This is a genomic window from Cyclonatronum proteinivorum (assembly GCF_003353065.1).
GTDB lineage: Bacteria > Bacteroidota > Rhodothermia > Balneolales > Cyclonatronaceae > Cyclonatronum > Cyclonatronum proteinivorum.
In genome coordinates this window covers 1-20,077 of record NZ_CP027806.1, presented here as the reverse complement: position 1 = coordinate 20,077, position 20,077 = coordinate 1, and the positions used below count along the sequence as shown (strand labels likewise).

Genomic DNA, 20,077 nt, shown 5'->3' with positions numbered 1-20,077 from the left:
CAAAAATTCATTTTCATACAGTATAGACTTCATCACACATACACAGCGACGCGGCCCGGAGTGTTTCGGGATGGCGGTTTAAAAGCCCCCCTGAAATCGGAACCGCGAATGACCTGTGTAGAGGCCTAACTCGTTAACTAAACAAAATTTATGGCACAAGCAGCATCTTTAGAAGAGCTTCTGAAATCCGGAGCTCACTTTGGTCACCTGACCCGTCGCTGGAATCCGAAGATGAAAGAGTTCATCTTCATGCAGCGTAACGGCATCCATATCCTTGATCTCAACAAATCCCGCGCCCTGCTTCAGGAAGCGCTCGATGAGATTGGTAAAGTTGCCCGTTCCGGCAAGAAAATCTTATTTGTGGGCACCAAGAAACAGGCTCAGGAAATCGTGAAGGAAGAAGCCCTTCGCGCAGGTCAGCCTTATGTAACCCACCGCTGGCTCGGTGGTATGCTCACCAACTTTTCTACCGTTCGCAAGAGCATCAGCCGTATGGAAGAAATTGCGGCTATGCAGAAAGACGGTACCTATGAAAACCTGGTCAAAAAAGAGCGTCTTATGCTCGACCGGGAGAAAATCAAGCTTGAGCAGGTACTCGCAGGTATTGCGAACATGAACCGTATGCCCGGCGCCATTTTTGTGGTCGATATTGTTAAGGAAGAGATTGCGATAAACGAAGCACGCAAGCTCAATATCCCGATTTTTGCACTGGTGGATACCAATTGCGACCCTGATGTGCCCGATTACATCATCCCATGTAATGACGATGCTGCCAAAGCGATTCAGCTGGTTGCCTCCAATATTGCAGATGCTATCATTGAAGGCAATGCTGAGCGTGATGCCCTTGAAGAAGAGCAGCTTGTACTTGAAGCTTCTGCCGCTTCTGAAGAAGCCGCTGCGGAGCTCGAAGCAGCCGGTGAAGGGGAAAGCACAGAAGCACCCCGCCGTCGCCGTCGCCGCCGTGGTGGCGATAACTAAGCGCCCGTTTGATTCCATTCAAATCTCCCCTGCAGCCCGATCAGACTGATCGGCTGCAGGGGAAGATGTTTTTTGAGCATGGTACAGGGCTGTTCAGCAAAAGCCATTTGAGGCGCACAGCTGAATGTTCGTACCGGTTCCCCAAGCCTATTTGAGGCACAAACCGGTTCGATCAGCATGACCCGGTATCTCAAACCATTCATTTTCAAAACTGCGATTAACGCGCAACCAAATTATTATGAGTATCTCAGCAGCAGATGTAAAAAAACTACGTGATGTCACAGGCGCCGGTATGATGGACTGTAAGAAAGCCCTTGCCGAAGCCAATGGTGATATGGACGCCGCTATCGAATACCTGCGTAAAAAAGGTCAGAAAGTAGCAGAGAAACGCGCTGACCGCGACGCCAAGCAGGGACTTATTGCGGTACACCTGAGCGAAGACGGCAAAAAAGCTGCCGCAGTTGAGCTTAACTGTGAAACAGACTTCGTGGCCCGCAATGAAGAATTCATTCAGAATGCAACAGACTTCGCCAAGCTGGCTTTTGACAACAACACGGCTTCAGCCGACGATTTCAAAGCCCTTCCGTTTGGCAAAGCTACCGTTGCAACACAGCTTGAAACCCTGGTAGGAAAGATTGGCGAGAAAATTGACGTCAGCCGTGTAGAGCTGTTTACAACCGAAGGTCAGATCGTGAGCTACATTCACCCAGGAAGTCAGCTTGCTGTGCTGGTTGATTTCGACGGTGAGGTCAAAAATCCGGAAGTTGGAAAAGACGTAGCCATGCAGGTTGCCGCCATGTCACCGATTGCTGCGACCCGCGAAGAAGTCGATGCTTCTCTGCTCGAAAAAGAGCGCGAAATTGCTATCGAACAGCTCATCAACGAAGGCAAGCCCGCTGAAATCGCCAAAAAAGCGGCCGAAGGCAAAATTCGTCGTTTCTACGAGGAGCGCGTACTGCTTGAGCAGAAGTTCGTAAAGGACAACAGCCTGAGCGTCGCACAGTACCTTAAGAAGGAAGGCGAGCCAAGCGTGAAGCGGTTCAGCCGCATTCAGCTCGGCGAGAACTAATTGAGCATTGTAACACAAGGCTGCTTCCGGTTTCGGGAGTAGCCTTTTTTTTGGCTGAAAAAGACTGCGGAACCCCTGAATTTGTAGTATAATGAGAAGACCGGCCTGGCGTAATCCGGTTGCTGTTCGTACCAACTTTCACAGATAAATCATGCTGTATTATGTATAAGCGAATTTTATTAAAACTCAGCGGCGAAGCCTTGCTGGGAGAACAAGGACATGGAATAGACGGCAAGGTACTGGAAGCATTTGCCGATGAAATCAGGCTCGTGCACGAGCAGGGCGTTCAGGTAGCCATCGTAATTGGCGGCGGAAATATTTTCAGAGGCATGAAAGCCGCAACCTTCGGGATGGACCGGGTGCAGGGGGACTACATGGGAATGCTTGCTACGATGATTAACAGCATGGCCTTGCAGGATGCCCTCGAGCAGAAAGGTGTGCCGACCCGGCTGCAGTCAGCAATCCGTATGGAGCAGATCGCCGAACCCTTTATTCGCCGCCGTGCTGTGCGACATCTTGAAAAAGGACGTGTAGTTATTTTCGGAGCCGGTACCGGTAACCCCTACTTCACAACGGATACCGCAGGCTCACTCCGCGCCATTGAAATTGAGGCAGATGTCATCCTGAAAGGGACCCGCGTTGACGGCGTTTATGACAAAGACCCTGAGAAAAATCCGGATGCCATCAAATTCGACAAAATAACCGGTGATGAAGTGCTCAGCCGCAGGCTGTCCGTCATGGACCTGACGGCATTCACACTCTGCCGCGACAATCGCACGAATATCATCGTGTTTAACATGGGCAAGCCGGGTAATCTTCTCAAAGTAATCCAAAAAGAACCGGTTGGCACGCTCGTGGAATGGGATTATTAACCCGCACTATTCACAATGAAACGGGATGTATGACCTTCATGGAAGGTTATATGTTGCGTAGCGAAAAAAAGCGTGCTCCAAATTTGGGTGTGGTTCAAGTACCGCGCACCGGGTGAAGCAGAATTTCTCCGTTGGTGATGTTGAAGCTGAAAACTCATGCTCAGGATACCCGGGTACCCATCCGCCGGGTTTTCAGCTTCACCTTGTCAGTATGAAAATTTCCCGGTGAATAATGCGGTTACGTTGGTCCTGCAATAACCGGCTTAACTGTAATTTTAAAACCGCTGGTTAAAGTCGTATTTTCAGATTCTGACTGTTTTTATAGAACACCTTGCGTTTAAGCAGATTCATAGTACTTCCAAATTATTGCATTTTATGATTTTACCTGAATTAGAACCAATCATCGAAGAAGCTAAAATGGAAATGGAGCTCTCCGTTGATTTCCTGAAGCGGGAGTTTAACCATATACGCGCGGGCAAGGCCAACCCTTCTTTGCTTGACGGCATCCGCGTTGATTATTACGGGAGTCAGACGCCGATTAATCAGGTGGCTAATGTCTCAGCTCCCGAGCCCCGTTTGCTGGTTATTCAGCCCTGGGAAAAAGGCATGATTCAGCCTATTGAGCGTGCCATTCAGGCGTCTAATCTGGGACTCAATCCTCAGAATGACGGGCAACTTATCCGTATTCCGCTTCCGGTGCTTACCGAAGAGCGCCGCTTGCAGCTGGTGAAAATTGCGCGTGATACCACCGAAAAAGCACGGGTTAGTATCCGTAATGCCCGTCGCGATGCAAATGATGCAATCAAGAAAAAAGTAAAATCCGACTCGCTCCCGGAAGACTCCCGTTTTGCTTCTGAAGAAGAAATTCAGAACTATACCGATGAATACACCAAGCAGGTGGAAGAGTTGCTCAAGCAGAAAGAGCAGGAAATTACGAGTATTTAATTTCCGGCCCTGAAGCAGATTGATGCAGATTTTTACAGGCCGGTTTGCAGCGTGCAGCCGGCCTTTTTAATTCCGCCTTCCCTGACTTTCTTTATGTCGCTAATCTGCCCTCGTTGTGCTGTGCCTCATGCTCCCATCGGAGCTGTAACCGCGTCCATCCCTATCCATGTATTTATCTGAGTTATCGCTTCACGGATTCAAAAGCTTCGCCAACAAAACGACGGTCCGTTTTGACAGCGGGATTACCGGAATTGTAGGCCCGAATGGCTGCGGGAAGTCGAATATCGTAGATGCCCTGCGCTGGGTTTTGGGAGAGCAGCGTGCAAGTTTGCTTCGTTCGGCAGCGATGCAGAGTGTGATTTTCAATGGTACGGCAACCAAAAAAGCGCTGGGGATGGCGGAGGTCTCCATCACTATTCAAAACAACCGCGGGGTGCTGCCGCTCGAATATACGGAAGTGACCATCAGCCGCCGTCTGTTTCGCTCCGGAGACAGCGAGTACCTTCTGAATGGCTCCGTCTGTCGCCTCAAGGACATTGTCGAACTGTTTATGGATACAGGCATTGGTCCCGGCGCTTATTCCGTGATTGAGCTGAAAATGGTGGAAGAAATCCTCAATGATAAAAACAACGACCGCCGTCGTTTGTTTGAGGAGGCCGCGGGCGTAACCCGCTATAAGGAAAAGCGCAAGCAAACCCTTCGCAAACTCGATGAGACCATCGCAGACTTGCAGCGGGTTGAAGATATTCTGGTTGAAATCCGCAAAAAAACGCGCTCCCTGCAGTTGCAGGCAGATAAAGCCCGCAAGGCCAAAGATTATAACGAACGACTGGAAACACTCGACCTGGCTTGGTCGAAGCAGGAGTACGATCGTGTTCAGCAGCAGCTTAAGCCGCTCGTGGAACAAATTGTGGCCGCGGAGCAGGAGAAGTCGCAGCTGGAACAGCAATACACAGCCCTGGAAGAAGAACTGGTTATTGCCGGCGGAAAGCTGACGGAGCGTGAGCGTGCAGCCGCGGAGGCCCGGCGTGAACTCGGTGCCGTGCAATCGCGCTATCGCGAGACCGAGACGACGATTCGGATTAACCGGGAAAAAATCAGCAGTGAAAAACAGGTCATCCTGCAGTTTGAGCGCGATATTGAGCAGGCAGAAAATGATATTTCAGGACTTAAACGGAGTAAGCTGACCGCTGAAAATATCCTGAAAGAGCGTGAAATTGCGCTAACGGGCGGCACCGAAGAGCTGGATAAATTCCGGGATATTTTTAAGAACGCCGATCTTGAAGCGGGTGAACTCCGCCGTAAAGTCAACAACCTTGCCCGCGAGCAGGAAGCGCTCACCAATCAGATCAATCAGATTCAGTCGCAGAAAATACGGCTGGAGTCACGCATTGAAGGGGTTGATGAAGATTTGGCGCGCATGGCACGGCAAAAAGAAGAACTCTCTGAGGAACTTGGCATTAACAGTAAAGACGAAGCACTTTTGTCGGAACAGTTAGCGCAGCAGCGGGAGAAACAGCAGCTGGCGGAAGCGGCTCTGACGGAGATCGGGCAGAAGCGGGAGCAGGCGCGGCAGCGCATTAGCGACCTGAAAGATGAGCTTCGGATCCTGCAAAGCCGGCTATCAGCCCTGGAATCTGAGCGGGAACTGGTAGAACAGATTGCCCGCTCTCACGAGTCTTTTCCCGGCAGCGTGCGCTTCCTTTTGGAAGAAAATCAGCCGCTTACCGTAATTACGGATTTGTTTTCGACGCAGCAGGAATTTGCCGTTGCCCTGGAAGCAGCGCTCGGAGAAGCCCGTTTCTTGCTGGTTGCGGATACGCAGGATCAGGCGGACCATGCATTTACCTTACTCGCACAGCAAAACAAAGGTCGTGCCCAAATTTTTGTAAAGGAGGTGCTTGAAGCGCGGATCAGGCGTCATCCGCAGTTGGCTCAGGGCGATGTACATCCCGATTCTCTCGCGGCGCGTGTGAACTGTGAGGACAGCCTTCTCCCGCTGCGCAACCTGTTACTGGGCTCCGTTTTTATGGCGGATTCCGTGACGCAGGCAAGTGCTGCGTTTGAGGAGCAGGGGCATGAAGAGACCCTGATGTTTGTGACGCCCGAAGGAGCACTCATCCGTCGGGAGGGTATCATCCGGGGCGGAGGGGAAGAAAAAAATATCGGGCTTCGGGTAGGACTCAAAGACCGCTTGTCACGCCTGGAATCAAAAATTCAGGAGCAGGAAGCCGGCATTGCGCAGGCACACATCACCCTGGAAAAAACAAACGAAGAACTTGCCGGGCTGGATGAAGAAACGGCGCGTAAACAGCTTCGGGAGGCTGAAAGCGGCGTCCGTAAAACCGAGCAGCGACTGGCAGCTGTACAGTCTGAAAGACAGCTTTATGCGCGCAATCTTGCTGATATTGAGAAGCGGGAAGAAGGGCTCGGTACGCAGATCAGTCAGACCCGTTCACAGCTCACCGAGCTTCAGCCGCAGCTGGATGACATCAAGTTCCGCATGGATCAGGTGATTGAAGAGCAACTGATGCTGCGCAATGAGCTCCGGCAGAAAGAGGAGGCCCGGCAGCGGGCGCAGCAGTCTATGAACGACGCACGGGTGAAGGAACAGCGTTTGCGTTCAGAAGCCGAGAGCTATCAGCGTGAGATTGAGCAGGCCGGACAATCCATCACTACGATCAAAGAGCGGCTCGAACAGCGTGCCGGACAGGCACGCACAAGCCGGGAAAAAATTGAAGCCCTGCGGAATCAGACGGAGGAACTCGAAGAACGCCTTGAAGAACTTGAAGTGCAGCGCCGTAAAGCCGACAATGCCTGGCGCGAGACGGAAGAAGCAACCGCCCGGCAGCGCGGTCGCATTCGTGATCTGGAAGAACAGGTGCGGCAGCTGCAGCGCAAAAAAGAGGTAAATACCAACCTGTTGCACGAGCTGCAGATCCGGCAGTCGAAATTCGAAATGGCTGCAACATCCGTAAGCGATCACATCTGGCAGACCTACGGGAAGATGATGGAGCAGATTGAGAGCAGCCTTCCGGAAGAAACCGATGCAGCGGAAGTAAAGCAGGAAATTCAGAAACTGCGCGAGCGGCTGCGTTCGATCGGGGAGGTGAATCCGCTGGCTATTGAGGAATACGAAGAGGAAAAAGAACGCCTGGATTTTTACGAAACTCAAATCAGCGACCTGCATGAGGCCGAGCAGAAGCTCAGGCAAACCATTAAGGAAATCAACGACACGGCCAATGCGCGTTTTCAGGATACGTTTGAGCAGATTCGGGAGAATTTCAAACGCGTTTTCAGCATGCTGTTTATGGAGGATGATTTCTGCGATCTCATTCTCGAAGAGCGTTCAGACGACCCCCTTGATCACCGTATCGAAATTATAGCCAAGCCCAGGGGCAAGCGGCCTTCCAATATTGAACAGCTTTCGGGGGGTGAAAAAACGCTCACTGCGATTGCACTGTTGTTTTCAATCTATCTCGTGAAACCTTCCCCCTTCTGTATTCTTGATGAAGTTGATGCTCCGCTCGATGATGCCAATGTTGATCGGTTTACCAGTCTCATCCGGCAGTTCAGCGGGGAGACGCAGTTTATTGTGATTACCCACAACAAAAAAACCATGGAAAAGGCAGAAGTCATGTACGGGGTAACCATGCAGGAAACGGGTGTAAGTCGTCTCGTTGGGGTGCGGCTTGACGGGGTTCAGCAGCAGGCCGGCTGAGGTAAGTCGCAGCAACAGAAACGCTTGCGGGCCGGCTATTGTTTGTAGGACTTCATGCAGAAAGTATCATAAATCAACTCATCCATACAGCAGATGGCCAAGAAATTCGATATCCCTGAATTCTACACCGCGGAAATTATCAAAACCGTAAAAGAGGCGCGGCAGGTGCTCGATCCGCGCAAGAAAAATCTCGAGCCGGTGACCATCGATTTCGGGCCGGTGCAATTCTTGGTTCCGCGGCATTTTGGTTTCTGTTACGGTGTGGAAAATGCCATTGATATCGCGTACCGGACCGTTGAGCAAAACCCCGATAAGAATATCTACCTTCTCAGTGAGATGATTCACAATCCCAATGTGAATGAAGACCTGAAGCGGCGCGGGGTTAAGTTTCTTTTTGAAACCAACGGTGAAGTGCTCATCCCCTTTTCCGACCTTAGCGCTGATGATATCGTAATTGTGCCCGCTTTCGGAACAACCCTTGAAATTCAGCGGGAGCTGGAAGCCATCGGTATCAATCCTTATCAGTACGATACGACCTGCCCTTTTGTGGAGAAAGTCTGGAAAAGAGGTCGTCAGCTTGGGAAAAAAGAAAATGCGCTGGTGATTCACGGCAAGCATACGCATGAGGAAACCCGCGCTACTTTTTCCCACAGTGCCGCCGCTTCATCTGCAGTTGTTGTGGTGCTGAACCCGGATGAGGCCCGCATGCTCGCTGAAATCATGCTGGAGAAGCGTCCGCTTAGCGATTTCGACACGTATTTCGGGCATAAGTCAACGCCGGGCTTTAATCCGCTGCAGGATCTGGAAAAATTCGGTGTCATTAACCAAACGACCATGCTTGCTACCGAAACGCAGGAAGTCATGGATATTCTGAGGGCGGCTGTTGTCGAGAAATACGGTGAGGATAATGTGAAAAAGCACTTCGCTGACACTTCCGACACCCTATGCTACGCCACCAACGAAAACCAAAGCGCGACCCGTGCCCTTATGGAAGTGGATGCCGATCTCGCGCTGGTCGTTGGCGGCTACAACTCATCCAACACAACTCACCTTGTTGAGCTACTCGAGCACAAATTTCCGACCTATCATATAAGAGACGTATCCGAGATGAAGTCTCCCGAAGAAATTCATCACTATGATCAATGGAAAAAACAGGTGCTCGTATCTCAAAACTGGCTGCCGCTTCAGTCAGAACGACCGCTCAAAATTGCCATTACATCGGGTGCTTCCTGCCCCGATTCTCTGGTTGACGAAGTGATTCTGAAGGTGCTTGATTATTTTGAAGGAACACATTCGTTGGAAGAAGCCCTGTTGCCGTTCAGGTCGGAGGCGGTTTAGGCCGTACGTAATTCCCGGAAAAATAAGTGCGGGGTCGGAAGATTATCTTCCGCCGACGGCATTGTAAGATATATTTTTAATGATGGATGAGCTTCGGGTTCGGGCAAGGCGCCCATCCCATTTCACTCATCAATCAAAATAAAATAGGAAACCCGGCGGGGTACTGCAGATCTGATGCTTACGGCAAATTCGGAATCATCGGCTATGAGCTGCGGGTGCAGGAAACCGGTAGTGTCTGCCAGTATTTCCTGATAGGGGATGACCGCACGGAACAGCTGCCGCCGGTTTACTTCGGCATACTCAGAGACAGGTACATTGTAGCGCACCGTAAGTACAGAGGGGGACAGAATGATACCCGGACGGTTTGAGCCTTCTGTGATTTCAACAGGTACGCGGGTTTCACCTTCTGTAAACTCAACAACGCTCGCACTTAAACGGACTTCCGTGTCGCTCAGGCGTATCAGCTCCCCGCTGTCCTGAAGCGGAATGGAAGCCTGAACGGGAGCCTGTAAATCACGGAATACTTTGCTCTCTGTGGGCCAGCTGTCAATGTTTTGGATGAGCGACCGGGCTCCGCTGATGGTAACACTATCCGGGCTGATAACAGGCGGGCGGGACAAGCCAAACTGACGCCGGGTCTGAAGCTCAATATTGGGCACAACCGGAATTTTGCGGGTCAGGGCTTCTTCAAGCTGCAGGGTAATACGGGCTGGTTCGACCCGGCTCAGGCCGATGTCGCTGGTCGCGGTAATTTGCTGTTCGATGAGTCCGGTGAGATCGGTTGTCGTCTCATTAACATCTACGGCCAGCCGCTGCGTGTTTCGGGATAATCCCAGTAGCTTCCAGCCTTCACCCGTAAACGTAGCCCGTACAGATTCCGGAAGGCTCTGAACCGGCGCCTTGTCTTCCGGAAAGGCACCGTAGTAGAGCGGAATATGCTGTGTAAAGGAAAAGTCCCGGCTCAGGTTAATAAGGAGCCACAGCCCAAGTGCTATGCTGTAAGCAACGAAAAAGACGAGTACTTTTTCGGTGCGCTGCATGTTGGCAGAGCTGCTCACCCCCCGGCTGGCTGAAGCGGCTTTCACCCGCTCCCAAAGCGAAACAACAAATGAAAAAAAACCGGGCATAACTTTTCAGGTTAAGAAGAATTTGACGCAAGTTCGGATGACTCTGAATATAAACAAAAGTTGGCTGTACTCTTATAAAACAACGATTTCACGAATGACTTCATCCCGGACACGGCGGTTGAGCCGCTCTTTGAGAGAAAAGCGCTGATAGTGCAGCTCCTGACGCCAGGCCTGATTTTCAACCTTGATGAACAGGGTTTCTCCTTTCAGCCAGAAATCCTTTACCTGCTGCATGATTCGTTCGCCGGCAACTTCCGGCAAAAGGGATAAAATCATACCGCGCTTGAGTTTTTTACGCTGCGGATGCTGGTCTAAAAAAGTCTTGAGCGCGTCCTTTAAGGCAACAGGTTTATTGCTGTAATAAGACATGGCAGGAAAGTTGCGGGAAAGGTTCTATAAAAAAAGCGCGCCTTTGATCTCAGAGTAAGATTCAGAAAGCGCGCTTTGGGATTAAACTGTTTGCGGTAAACCCGGCAGAGAAAGCCTGCGGGCTTCATCATTTTCAGGCTGAGGCTTTCTGTTTTTCATAAACAGGCGGCGCGTCTTCCAGAATGGTTGCCTTGGTAATGGTGCACCGCTTCACGTTTCGCATGGTCGGCAGGGTGAACATGATATCGAGCATGGATTTTTCCATGATGGATTTCAGTCCGCGTGCCCCGGTTTTACGTGCCAATGCGCGCTCTACTACCGCTTCGAGGGCTTCATCTTCAAAAACAAGCTCAACGCCTTCGATTTCAAACAGACGCTGATACTGTTTCACGATGGCATTTTTGGGCTTGGTCATAATCTGAATGAGCGATTCCCGATCCAGCTGATGCAGGCCCGAGATAACGGGGAGTCGTCCGATAAGCTCGGGAATGAGTCCGAATTTTTGCAGATCTTCGGGTTCGGTGTAGGTGAAGATGTCGGGATTGTTTTTATCGAACTTCACCTGTTCGGCACTCTGAAAGCCCATGGAAGAGGTGGACATCCGGCGTGAAATAACATCTGCGAGGCCATCGAATGCGCCACCGCAGATAAACAGAATATTGGTTGTGTCTATCTTCACGAAGCTTTGCTCGGGATGCTTGCGCCCGCCTTTGGGGGGGACATTGGCGACGGTGCCTTCCAGAATTTTGAGAAGGGCCTGCTGCACTCCTTCTCCGGATACATCACGGGTTATGCTCGGGTTGTCGCTTTTACGCGCAACCTTGTCAACTTCATCGAGATAAACAATGCCTTTCTGCGCCCGTTCTACGTCATAATCGGCAGCCTGCAGGAGGTTGGACAGAATGCTTTCCACATCTTCCCCCACATATCCGGCTTCCGTAAGGGCGGTGGCGTCGGCTATCGTAATGGGTACATCAATGAGGCGCGCAAGGGTGCGGGCGAGGAGTGTTTTACCTGAGCCGGTCGGGCCGAGAAGCAAAATGTTGCTTTTGTCGATCTGTATTTCATCCGCTGAAGCATTGAAAAGCGCGTTGTTGATCCGCTTATAGTGGTTATAAACGGCAACAGAAAGCGATTTCTTTGCATACTCCTGACCAATGACATATTCATCAAGTTTGGCCTTGATCTCTACCGGCTTAAAGGTCTGACGGTAGTTGGCTGTGCGTGATTTTTTTCGTTTGGTGTCTTCCTGTGCTACGATTCCGGCCGCGTCATTCACGCAGTAGTCGCATATAAAAACATCCGGCCCGGCAATCATACTGTTAACCTGAGCCGAGGGACGACCGCAAAACGAGCATTGAATCCGTTCTTTTTTGTTTTTTCCGCTCATTAGTTTGCTGCTATTAAAAATAAAAGGTTAAAAAATTCAGGAGGTGCCCGCATTTAGGTCTGCAGGCAATTTACAGGTTTTCTGAAACAAAACAGCCAGATTTCGACCGGAAAGCGGTGAAATCTGGCTGCATAAATAGGGTTTAATGCGAGGCGGTCTGCGTCAGAAATGAAGGGATCCGATTACTTGTCGCGGCGCATTACCTTATCAACCAGGCCGTATTGATGGGCTTCATCAGCGGTCATCCAGTTGTTCCGGTCTGAGGCCTGGATGATTTCTTCGACAGTATGGCCGGAGTGATCAGCAATAATCTGACTGAGAGACTGCTTGATACGAATGATTTCGCGGGCTTCAATTTCGATATCGCTTGCCTGCCCCTGTACCCCGCCGAGCGGCTGATGAATCATCACGCGGGCGTTTGGAAGTACGGCACGTTTGCCGGCAGCTCCTGCGGTAAGCAAAACAGCGCCCATGGACGCTGCCATACCAATACAGGTTGTTGCGACATCACATTTCACGTACTGCATGGTGTCGTAAATGGCCAAACCTGCAGAGACTACGCCGCCGGGACTGTTGATGTAAATATTGATGTCTTTTTCAGGGTCTTCGGATTCAAGAAAAAGAATCTGCGCTACGATATTTGCGGCAATAGCGTCATTGATGGGGGTACCCAGGATGATAATCCGATCCTTGAGAAGCCGGGAGTAGATATCATAGGCGCGTTCACCCCTTGAGGTGGTTTCGATAACCATGGGCACGAGGTTGTTGTAAACTTCGCTTTGTCCGGACATTTCAAAAGAATTGCGGTCGAAAATGGGTTGGTTGGGCATAGACATAAGGTAGGGTCAAAATCTAAAATTGCGGTTGCAGCGCTGAGCCGGAAAGCTGGCTGAGCGTACTATTTGTTCGCGTATTTTTCTTCGTACGCTTCTTTGGTGAGCTCATTCACAGTTACTTCGTCAACAAGCATACCGAAGAGTTTATCCGTGCGGATTCGCATGCGCAGCTGCTCAAGGTAACCGCTTTGGGAGGCATAAAAGTTCTTAAGCATTTCTGCAGGCAGCCCCATTTTTGCGGCTTCTGTTTCGAAAAAGCCGTCAACATCTTCGGGTTTAATTTCGGTATCAGGATATTTATCAAGTAGATCACCAACAATGAAGGACCAGCGTGCTTCATCAATAATGCTATCCTTGTTTTCCTGCTCAAATGCTTCCCGGTCGAAATCTTCGGGCAGTTCTTTGGTTTCCTGATCGCGCTGCTTCTCAATCCGTGAGTTCAGGACTTCAGTGTAGATGGAGGAGGGCACTTGAAAGTCATGAGCTTTAATCAGTGCGGTAGCGATTTTATCGCGCAGAAGGTCGTCAGCGGTGCTGTCGAAGTAGTTCTGAATCTGACTCTTCAGGAAGCTGCGAAACTCTTCTTCGGTTGAGGCTTCTCCCCGGCTTCCGTTGCGGAAAAACTCTTCGTTGAGCTCGGGCATACGGAAGCTTTCAACTTTTTTGACCGTCGCCTTGTACTGAACGGTCTCAGCTTCGCTCGCCATGAGGTGGAGCGTTACTTCGTCACCGGCTTTCTTTCCGGAAAGCTGGGTGAGGTATTCTTCGTTTTCTTTATTCTGAAGATCAAGCGTCAGGTCTTTATCGGAATCGTCGGTCTCGTTTCCTTCTGAATCGAGTTTCACGACATCAATGGTAATCCGGTTGTCAGCGGTGATGGCGTCTTCGGTTTCGGTCCATTCGCCGCTGCGGCGTAAATTTGCCTGAAACTCTTTTTCGACTTCTTCATCCGTAACGTCGTGTACGAGTTTATCAACACTAATGGTGCTGAGGTCGGTCAGCTCATAGGTGGGCTTGATACCGATTTCAAACTCGAGACGGAGCTTGCCGTCTTCGTAGGTGTTGGAGAGTACCTTGGGTTCGCCGACAGGGTTGTATTCCGGAAAAATTTTGGTTGTGAAAATTTCCTGAATGTATTCATCAACCTGCTCCTGTTCAACGGCTTTACCAATGCGCTTTTTGATGAGTCCCATAGGTGCCTTACCGGGACGGAAACCCGGGATATCCATTTTCTTGCGGTAGTCGCGGAGGGATTGTTCAATGCGCGGAGCAAGATCGGTCTGATCGGCTTCCACTATAATTTTTTTGTCAACCGCGCTGATATCTTCTGCCGTAATATTCACTGAATTATAATTTTAAAAGGTGAAGCGATGTATGGAATCCTGCTCTGAATCGCGTGCTGAAGAACCTAAGAAGAAATATTTACCCGCACGGGAAGTGAGCTTCGGATTTGTTTTATTAAGCCTGTAAAGTCTGTTCAAGGGAGCAATCTGAATGCTTCAGAGAACCGCAGTTCCTTAAAACAGCAAAAGCCGCTAGCAGGCGGCTTTTTAACGTACGAGAGGGGGGACTCGAACCCCCACGCCGCGAAGCACTAGATCCTAAATCTAGCGTGTCTACCAATTCCACCACTCTCGCAAAAAAACCGCATAGGATTTATGCGATTTTGATAAGATTTCAAAGATACATTTATTCCGGATGATAATCAATATCTAAGGCTTTGCGCTGTCCGCATGGAAATTCTTCCCTGAGGGGCGGCAGCGTCATAACAGGCATGGCCTTAGCCCGCATTATTCACAATTAAACAGGGGTTATTTGCTAAATGTTTGTTTAAATCTGGCTTAGTAAAAAAGGTAGCCCAAATTTGAGTGTGGTGTAAAGGCTGCGCACCGAGCGAGCGATTCCCGCGCAGCGAAATTTCCCCGCTGGCTGCGTTGAAGCTGAAAACTCATGCTCAGGGTACTTAGGTACCCTTCCGCTGAGTTTTCAGCTTCGCCTTGCCAGCAAGAAAATTTCTTGGTGAATAATGCGGGTTAGGGGATGAGAATCAGCTCTTCCTGCGGCGGTGTCAGGTATTCGGCTCCGTCGGCTGTTACAACAGCCATTTCTTCAACGGAGATGGTTTTGGTGCCGCCTTCAATATCCCACTTGTAGAAGCCGTCGAACGCGAAAACCATGCCTTCGCGCAGCTCACGGAATGCAAAGGGGGAAGGCTCGCGGTCCAGCTGTCCGCCGCCAAGGTTCGGACCTACATCGTGTGCCTGATAGCCAACCGGATGGCCGGTACTCCAGAAGACTTCAAGGGAACCGTTTTCACGCAACCATTCACGCTGTGCCACATCTACTTCGAGGCCGGTTGCGCCGGGACGCATGGTTGCAAGGGCGCGGCGGTTGCCTTCCCGGGCGACTTCCCAATACCGCTGAATGTGTGCCGGCGGCTCCGTTTCGCCGGGCTGCAGCACGTAGGCAAAACGCTGAATATCGGTCACCCAGCGGTCATACACCCGAATCCCGAAATCGATCTGAATCACGTCTCCGTGCTGAATTACGCGGTCGGTTGCGTGCGCGTGTCCGCGGTCCGGACCGGAATTGACCAGCGGGTTCTGGTCAGGTGCCCAGGCGTCGGTAACGCCGGCTTCCCGCATTTTGGCTTTGAGGAAATCGGCTATATCGCGGTCGGTGCTTACCCCCGGCACGACCTGCGCATAGGCTTCGTGCTGCCACTGAGCCGTTACGGCTGCGGCTTCGGCCATGATGGCTACTTCTGCCGGAAGCTTGACCGAAAGCCATTCATACACGAGTTCTTCCGAAGAGACCATGCGTGCACGGGCTGAAGGGCTCAATAGTTCTCTTAACCGGTTGAACTGCGTGTGGCTTAAGCCGTCTGCAAAGGCGTTGTTTTCACTGAAATTGAGCGCAATGGGTCCGCTCGTGCTGCGGCTGAGCCATGCTGCAGCGGCCCGTATGGCTCCGACGTTGTAATCCACAACAACGACGGAATCCTGCAGCGCGAGCTCCTGCAGGGCCGCGGCTTCGCCCGGGGGCGTGAACGCAAGAGAGAATACCTGATCTCCGTGCAGCTGAAAAGCAAAGACGGCCGGGGCAACTGCGTTTTCGCAGCCCACATGCGCCGCCAGCGGATCATTGTTGTTGGAGCGGCAAACTACGGCCCAGGCTTCCACGCCGGCCCGCTCCATGGCCGGTGCGAGAAGGGTCGTAATCCGCTCCTGACGGATTTCAGGCCAGGGGTTTGGTCCGTCAAACAATCGGGCGGATTCCTGTTGATTTTCAGGGGGAGTGCAGCCTGAACTGATAAAAACAGGAATCAGGATGAAGAGAAGAAGGGCGGTGCTGAAGCTTAGGTTCAGCTTGAGGTTGGATGTCATCTTCGGTGGCTTGAGGTGGAACAGGATGGGATCAGAATCGGCGGTAATCAGGCTTTGGATTATATTGCCATTTCCAACAAAATGCACCCCCTTACGTGCGCTGCGGATAAACCCGCATGCTGTTTCAAAATCTGTTCATCTACGCTCTGCCAGGCAAAGTGCCCTTGTGACTCCCCCCGGCTGGGTTACGGAAAAAAAAGCAACGCCTTACGCTTCGATTTGGGGTCTCTATATTTGCCACAGATCTCCTGATGTTCTCTGAGTTTTCCCCAAATAAAAAAAGCGTCGGAATGGCCAGCAAATTGGGATCAGGCTGACCCATTGCAGCTGTGCTGCCACGGCGGTACGGGCTGGCTGGCTGGCTGGTAACAAAGTTGGTAACAGACAAAAAAAAGGCCTGTAAGTACAAGACTTACAGGCCTTTGTGTGCCCTGGACTGGACTCGAACCAGCACGCCGTTGCCAGCACCACCCCCTCAAGATGGCGTGTCTACCAATTTCACCACCAGGGCAGGGATTTTGTTGAAGACTTCAAATATAGGCATAAACCGAAAGCTTTCGCAAGTAGCTTGGGCGGAAAATTTTGAGGTGATTTCAGGATGACTTTTTTTGCTCGTCCTGTTCTTCAATGACTTCGAATTGGGCGTCTTCCACATTGCCGACATGCCGGCGGGTTTCTGATTTGCGGGGAGCTTGTTGGCCGAAACCGGCGTTCTGACGATCTGTGAAGGGATTTCGGGCTTGGGTGCCGAGGCGCTCTCTCCGCCGCATGTACGCGTCGGCGGCAATTCGTATGAGGAGGAAAATCAGAATAAATAAAATCAGGTATTTCATCAGGGCTTCAGGTAAATGCGGTCTTGCGTGAGCGCTTCGTGGAAGATACAGTGTTCAATGGCGCGGAAATGTTCGGGATTGTTTACAAAATCGGCGTCGTTGGCGCGGATGATGAGTACGGGGGCCTTCGTGTAATGTTTGAAAAAATGATTATAGGAGTCGCTGAGTTCGCTCAGATAGGTTTCGGTGATGTGCTGTTCGTAATCGCGTCCGCGTTTGCGGATGTTTTCCATGAGGCGGTCAACGCTGCACTGAATATACACCATAAGATCCGGTTTGGCCGCGATACCACTCATGATGGAGTAGATTTTGTCGTACAGTGCGAGCTCGTCGTCGCTGAGGTTGAGGCGCGCAAAAATGCGGTCTTTGTCAAAGATGTAGTCGGAGACGATGGTGTCCTGAAACATGTCTTTTTCGAACAGCCGCTGTTGCTGATTAAACCGGCTGGCGAGAAAAGTGAGCTGCGTCTGAAAGGCGTAGCGTTCGCGATCTTCATAAAAGCGGGGCAGGAAAGGGTTGTCTTCGAACTCTTCCAGCACAACACGGGCATTGTGCTTTTGGGCAAGCATGTTGGCGAGGGAGGTTTTGCCCGCACCAATGACGCCTTCTATGGCTATATAGTCAAATTTATTCACGCCTAAAATCTACCACATTAAAGCTGTTTTGTAAACCTGCATTTTCGGTGCGCGCTCAAGGAGTTCCGCGGCGGTTTGGTTGAGCCGGGGGTGCCGCCATGCGGGCAGGATTTCACAGAGCGGCTGTAGCACAAAGGCCCGTTCATGGCAGTGCAGGTGCGGTAAGGACAGCTGCGGAGTGCCGAGAAGAAGGTTGTCGTAACTGATGATATCGAGGTCGAGCGGTCGGTTGCTCCAGCGCTGTGCGCGGAAGTTGCGCCCCTGTTCGGCTTCCGACTTTTTGAGCGCGCTGAGGAGAGGTTCGGGCTGCAGCCTGCAGCTGAACGCAACAACAGCATTCAGAAAGGGCGTATCGGCCGGACCAATGGGATCGCTTTCATAGACCGAAGATTTAAGAAGGGCGTCGCGGGAGGCGGGTTCGCAAAGGTTCAGGCAGCTTTGCAGCCCCGAACGCAGCATGCCGAGCCGGTCGCCTTCGTTGCTGCCGAGCGCAATTACGACCTGTGCCATGTGCGGCTGATTTCCACGTACTCGCATTCCTGCGCAATAGGCGGCTGATGTTTGCGCAGGTTGACCGTTATTTCGGCTACATCCGGAAAGGCGCCAAGGAGGGATTCTCCGATACGCTGCAGGAGTCGTTCAATGAGTCTGACCGGCTCCCCCTGCATGATCTCTGCAATAAGGGTGCAGGCGGTACTGTAGTCGAGGGTGTGGTCGAGGTCGTCGGTCTGACCAGCTTCCTGCAGGGCTACCTTAAAGTGGACATCAACCGAAAAGGTGTTTCCGGTTTCCCGCTCGAATGCAAAGTAGCCGTGCGGTGCCCGGAAGCGCAGGTTTCGAATGCTGAGACGGTCCATGGTCAGAGACTGGCGAGCTCGATTTTTTGCGTGAGCTCTTTCACAATCTGCGCATGCCGCTGACTGGTCTGAATGCGGTCTTCAACCGTGGAAATGGCGTGTATCACGGTAGAGTGATCGCGTCCGCCGAATTGCAGCCCGATGGATTTGAGGCTCGATTTGGTGAGCTTCTTGGACAGGTACATGGCAATCTGACGCGCTTCCACAATTTCCTGTTTCCGGGTTTTCTCGCGAACCTTGTTGGTGTCAATGCCAAAGAAATCACACACAAGAGCCTGTATGTTTTCAACAGTGACCTGTTTGGTCGTTTCTTTGATCATATCCTTGAGGATGCGCTTGGCCATCGGCAGGTCGATGTGATCGATATGCTGCAGGGAAGAAGCGGCAAGGAGTTTGATGATGGCACCTTCGAGATCGCGTACCGATGATTTGAAGTTGGTGGCGATGAACTCCAGAATCTGCGGCTCGAATTCAATACCGTTATCAATCGCTTTGCGCTCAAGGATGGCGTAGCGGGTTTCGTAATCGGGCATTTGCACATCGGCAGTGAGGCCCCAGTTGAAGCGCGAGATAAGGCGCTCTTCAATATCGGGGATGTCTTTCGGTGCGCGGTCGCTCGTGAGGATGATTTGCTTGCCTTCCTGATGCAGAGCGTTGAATATGTGGAAAAATTCTTCCTGCGTTTTCTCTTTTCCGCTGAAGAACTGAATATCGTCGATAATGAGCACGTCGATATTTCGGTACATCATCGAAAATTCACTTGCACGGTTGTTCCTGATGGCACGGACAAATTCGTTGGTGAAGTCGTCGGAGGTGATGTAGAGGATGTTTTTCTCGTTGCCGAAGTCGTTGCGGATTTTGTTTCCGATGCTTTGGGTGAGGTGGGTCTTCCCAAGGCCGGTGCCGCCATAGATGAAAAACGGGTTGAAAGAGTTTTTGCCCGGATTTTCAGCAATGGCGATGCCGGCAGAGCGTGCAAGGCGGTTGCAGTCCCCTTCGATAAAGCGGTCGAAAACGTAGTTGGAATTCAGGTTCGAGTTCAGCCGGTTTTTCTGAATACCGGGAATCACGAAAGGATTCTGGATCTGATTGGCCTGATAGCGGGGCAGATCGTTGAGCGAGTTGTGATGCGGCTGTGAAGCCGGCATGCTGCGCTGCGGCAGGTTTACGGAAGCCGGGGGCTGCGCATAGGTATCGGCTTTGCTCTCGACTTTAATGGAATACTGAAGCTTGCCGTCGCGGCCGATGACCTTTTGGATGGTGTTTCGCAGAATGGTGTAGTAGTGCTCTTCCAGCCACTCATACCAAAACTGTGAAGGTACCTGAATGGTAAGGGTATGCCCTTCAATGCGAAGCGGTACAATAGGTTCGAACCATGCGGAGTACTTCTGCGCGTTGATGTTTTCTTTGATAAGATTCAGGCACTCTGACCACTTGGCCCGGGCAATCTCATTAGACACGTTTGATAGTTGCTGAGACACAATTGACTTGGAAAAATGGTTTCAAATAGCATTTCGAAGCACAGTTATCCACAAAAAGGAGTAAGCTGTGGTGTTTTTGCGATGGTCTAAAATGCTGAATTATTTCCTGTAAGTCAAAAGCGCCGCCCGGCGGGCTATCGAGTTATCCACAGGGCTGCGAAAGTGTGTTAATATATTGAAATTGCTGGTCTTGCGAATTATTTTGGCTTAGCTCTTTTTTTTACTTGACGCTTAGTATTG

Annotated in this window: 17 protein-coding genes and 2 tRNA genes; 6 read left to right on the top strand and 13 right to left on the bottom strand. The window is 51.2% G+C overall.

The window, feature by feature from the left end; all coding sequences use genetic code 11:
• The first annotated feature begins 150 nt into the window (after window positions 1-150).
• The 6 genes from rpsB (at window position 151) to CYPRO_RS00070 (ending at window position 8,923) form a co-directional block, all read left to right on the top strand.
• The gene (rpsB, locus tag CYPRO_RS00095) at window positions 151-978 is read left to right on the top strand and encodes a 30S ribosomal protein S2 (protein WP_114982555.1); all 828 of its coding nucleotides are present in this window, start codon (window positions 151-153) and stop codon (window positions 976-978) included.
• Window positions 979-1,216: 238 nt separating this feature from the next.
• Window positions 1,217-2,047 carry a translation elongation factor Ts gene (gene tsf, locus CYPRO_RS00090; protein WP_114982554.1) on the top strand — a complete coding sequence of 277 codons (831 nt, stop codon included), beginning with the start codon at window positions 1,217-1,219 and terminating at the stop codon, window positions 2,045-2,047.
• Window positions 2,048-2,205: 158 nt separating this feature from the next.
• Entirely contained in the window at window positions 2,206-2,919 is a 714-nt protein-coding gene (pyrH, locus tag CYPRO_RS00085; protein ID WP_164682887.1) for a UMP kinase, read from the top strand.
• A gap of 375 nt (window positions 2,920-3,294) precedes the next feature.
• Complete coding sequence (gene frr / locus CYPRO_RS00080; RefSeq protein WP_114982552.1) at window positions 3,295-3,864, top strand: ribosome recycling factor; 570 nt, start codon at window positions 3,295-3,297, stop codon at window positions 3,862-3,864.
• Window positions 3,865-4,030: 166 nt separating this feature from the next.
• Window positions 4,031-7,585, top strand: a complete 3,555-nt coding sequence (gene smc, locus CYPRO_RS00075; RefSeq protein WP_114982551.1) for a chromosome segregation protein SMC — start codon at window positions 4,031-4,033, stop codon at window positions 7,583-7,585.
• Window positions 7,586-7,678: 93 nt separating this feature from the next.
• Entirely contained in the window at window positions 7,679-8,923 is a 1,245-nt protein-coding gene (locus tag CYPRO_RS00070) for a 4-hydroxy-3-methylbut-2-enyl diphosphate reductase (protein ID WP_114982550.1), read from the top strand.
• A gap of 122 nt (window positions 8,924-9,045) precedes the next feature.
• On the opposite strand, the gene CYPRO_RS00065 is transcribed toward CYPRO_RS00070, so the two are convergent.
• The 13 genes from CYPRO_RS00065 to dnaA all read right to left on the bottom strand — a co-directional run bounded on the left by CYPRO_RS00065 (window position 9,046) and on the right by dnaA (window position 19,837).
• Complete coding sequence (locus CYPRO_RS00065) at window positions 9,046-10,050, bottom strand: YbbR-like domain-containing protein (RefSeq protein ID WP_114982549.1); 1,005 nt, start codon at window positions 10,048-10,050, stop codon at window positions 9,046-9,048.
• 72 nt (window positions 10,051-10,122) lie between these two features.
• The gene (locus CYPRO_RS00060; protein WP_114982548.1) at window positions 10,123-10,419 is read right to left on the bottom strand and encodes a DUF721 domain-containing protein; all 297 of its coding nucleotides are present in this window, start codon (window positions 10,417-10,419) and stop codon (window positions 10,123-10,125) included.
• A gap of 133 nt (window positions 10,420-10,552) precedes the next feature.
• Window positions 10,553-11,809 (bottom strand): ATP-dependent Clp protease ATP-binding subunit ClpX, encoded by a 1,257-nt coding sequence (gene clpX / locus CYPRO_RS00055; RefSeq protein ID WP_114982547.1) that lies wholly within the window; start codon window positions 11,807-11,809, stop codon window positions 10,553-10,555.
• Window positions 11,810-11,991: 182 nt separating this feature from the next.
• Window positions 11,992-12,600, bottom strand: coding sequence for an ATP-dependent Clp endopeptidase proteolytic subunit ClpP (gene clpP / locus CYPRO_RS00050; RefSeq protein ID WP_114985643.1), 609 nt, complete (start codon window positions 12,598-12,600; stop codon window positions 11,992-11,994).
• Between the two features lie 107 nt (window positions 12,601-12,707).
• Entirely contained in the window at window positions 12,708-13,988 is a 1,281-nt protein-coding gene (tig, locus tag CYPRO_RS00045; RefSeq protein WP_114982546.1) for a trigger factor, read from the bottom strand.
• 213 nt (window positions 13,989-14,201) lie between these two features.
• Window positions 14,202-14,283: transfer RNA gene (locus CYPRO_RS00040), tRNA-Leu, on the bottom strand.
• A 395-nt stretch (window positions 14,284-14,678) separates the two neighbouring features.
• Window positions 14,679-16,031, bottom strand: coding sequence for a M24 family metallopeptidase (locus CYPRO_RS00035; protein WP_114985642.1), 1,353 nt, complete (start codon window positions 16,029-16,031; stop codon window positions 14,679-14,681).
• A 427-nt stretch (window positions 16,032-16,458) separates the two neighbouring features.
• A tRNA-Leu gene (locus CYPRO_RS00030) sits at window positions 16,459-16,542 on the bottom strand.
• Window positions 16,543-16,624: 82 nt separating this feature from the next.
• Window positions 16,625-16,864, bottom strand: a complete 240-nt coding sequence (locus CYPRO_RS00025; RefSeq protein ID WP_114982545.1) for a hypothetical protein — start codon at window positions 16,862-16,864, stop codon at window positions 16,625-16,627.
• On the bottom strand, window positions 16,864-17,499 hold the full coding sequence (locus tag CYPRO_RS00020; RefSeq protein ID WP_114982544.1) for a deoxynucleoside kinase: 636 nt from the start codon (window positions 17,497-17,499) through the stop codon (window positions 16,864-16,866). The genes CYPRO_RS00025 and CYPRO_RS00020 overlap by 1 nt, the downstream gene beginning before the upstream one ends.
• A 9-nt stretch (window positions 17,500-17,508) precedes the next feature.
• A complete protein-coding gene (folK, locus tag CYPRO_RS00015) occupies window positions 17,509-18,036 on the bottom strand; it encodes a 2-amino-4-hydroxy-6-hydroxymethyldihydropteridine diphosphokinase (RefSeq protein ID WP_114982543.1) in 528 nt (175 codons plus the stop codon).
• Window positions 17,994-18,356, bottom strand: a complete 363-nt coding sequence (gene folB, locus CYPRO_RS00010) for a dihydroneopterin aldolase (protein WP_114982542.1) — start codon at window positions 18,354-18,356, stop codon at window positions 17,994-17,996. The genes folK and folB overlap by 43 nt, the downstream gene beginning before the upstream one ends.
• 2 nt (window positions 18,357-18,358) lie before the next feature.
• The gene (gene dnaA, locus CYPRO_RS00005; RefSeq protein WP_240644793.1) at window positions 18,359-19,837 is read right to left on the bottom strand and encodes a chromosomal replication initiator protein DnaA; all 1,479 of its coding nucleotides are present in this window, start codon (window positions 19,835-19,837) and stop codon (window positions 18,359-18,361) included.
• Window positions 19,838-20,077 lie beyond the last annotated feature (240 nt).

Bases quoted from the DNA above. Each gene is read 5' to 3' on its own strand.
- rpsB (WP_114982555.1), top strand. From the start codon at position 151: ATGGCACAAGCAGCATCTTTAGAAGAGCTTCTGAAATCCGGAGCTCAC.
- tsf (WP_114982554.1), top strand. From the start codon at position 1,217: ATGAGTATCTCAGCAGCAGATGTAAAAAAACTACGTGATGTCACAGGC.
- frr (WP_114982552.1), top strand. From the start codon at position 3,295: ATGATTTTACCTGAATTAGAACCAATCATCGAAGAAGCTAAAATGGAA.
- smc (WP_114982551.1), top strand. From the start codon at position 4,031: ATGTATTTATCTGAGTTATCGCTTCACGGATTCAAAAGCTTCGCCAAC.
- CYPRO_RS00070 (WP_114982550.1), top strand. From the start codon at position 7,679: ATGGCCAAGAAATTCGATATCCCTGAATTCTACACCGCGGAAATTATC.
- CYPRO_RS00065 (WP_114982549.1), bottom strand. From the start codon at position 10,050: ATGCCCGGTTTTTTTTCATTTGTTGTTTCGCTTTGGGAGCGGGTGAAA.
- CYPRO_RS00060 (WP_114982548.1), bottom strand. From the start codon at position 10,419: ATGTCTTATTACAGCAATAAACCTGTTGCCTTAAAGGACGCGCTCAAG.
- clpX (WP_114982547.1), bottom strand. From the start codon at position 11,809: ATGAGCGGAAAAAACAAAAAAGAACGGATTCAATGCTCGTTTTGCGGT.
- clpP (WP_114985643.1), bottom strand. From the start codon at position 12,600: ATGTCCGGACAAAGCGAAGTTTACAACAACCTCGTGCCCATGGTTATC.
- CYPRO_RS00035 (WP_114985642.1), bottom strand. From the start codon at position 16,031: ATGACATCCAACCTCAAGCTGAACCTAAGCTTCAGCACCGCCCTTCTT.
- CYPRO_RS00025 (WP_114982545.1), bottom strand. From the start codon at position 16,864: ATGAAATACCTGATTTTATTTATTCTGATTTTCCTCCTCATACGAATT.
- folK (WP_114982543.1), bottom strand. From the start codon at position 18,036: ATGCGAGTACGTGGAAATCAGCCGCACATGGCACAGGTCGTAATTGCG.
- folB (WP_114982542.1), bottom strand. From the start codon at position 18,356: ATGGACCGTCTCAGCATTCGAAACCTGCGCTTCCGGGCACCGCACGGC.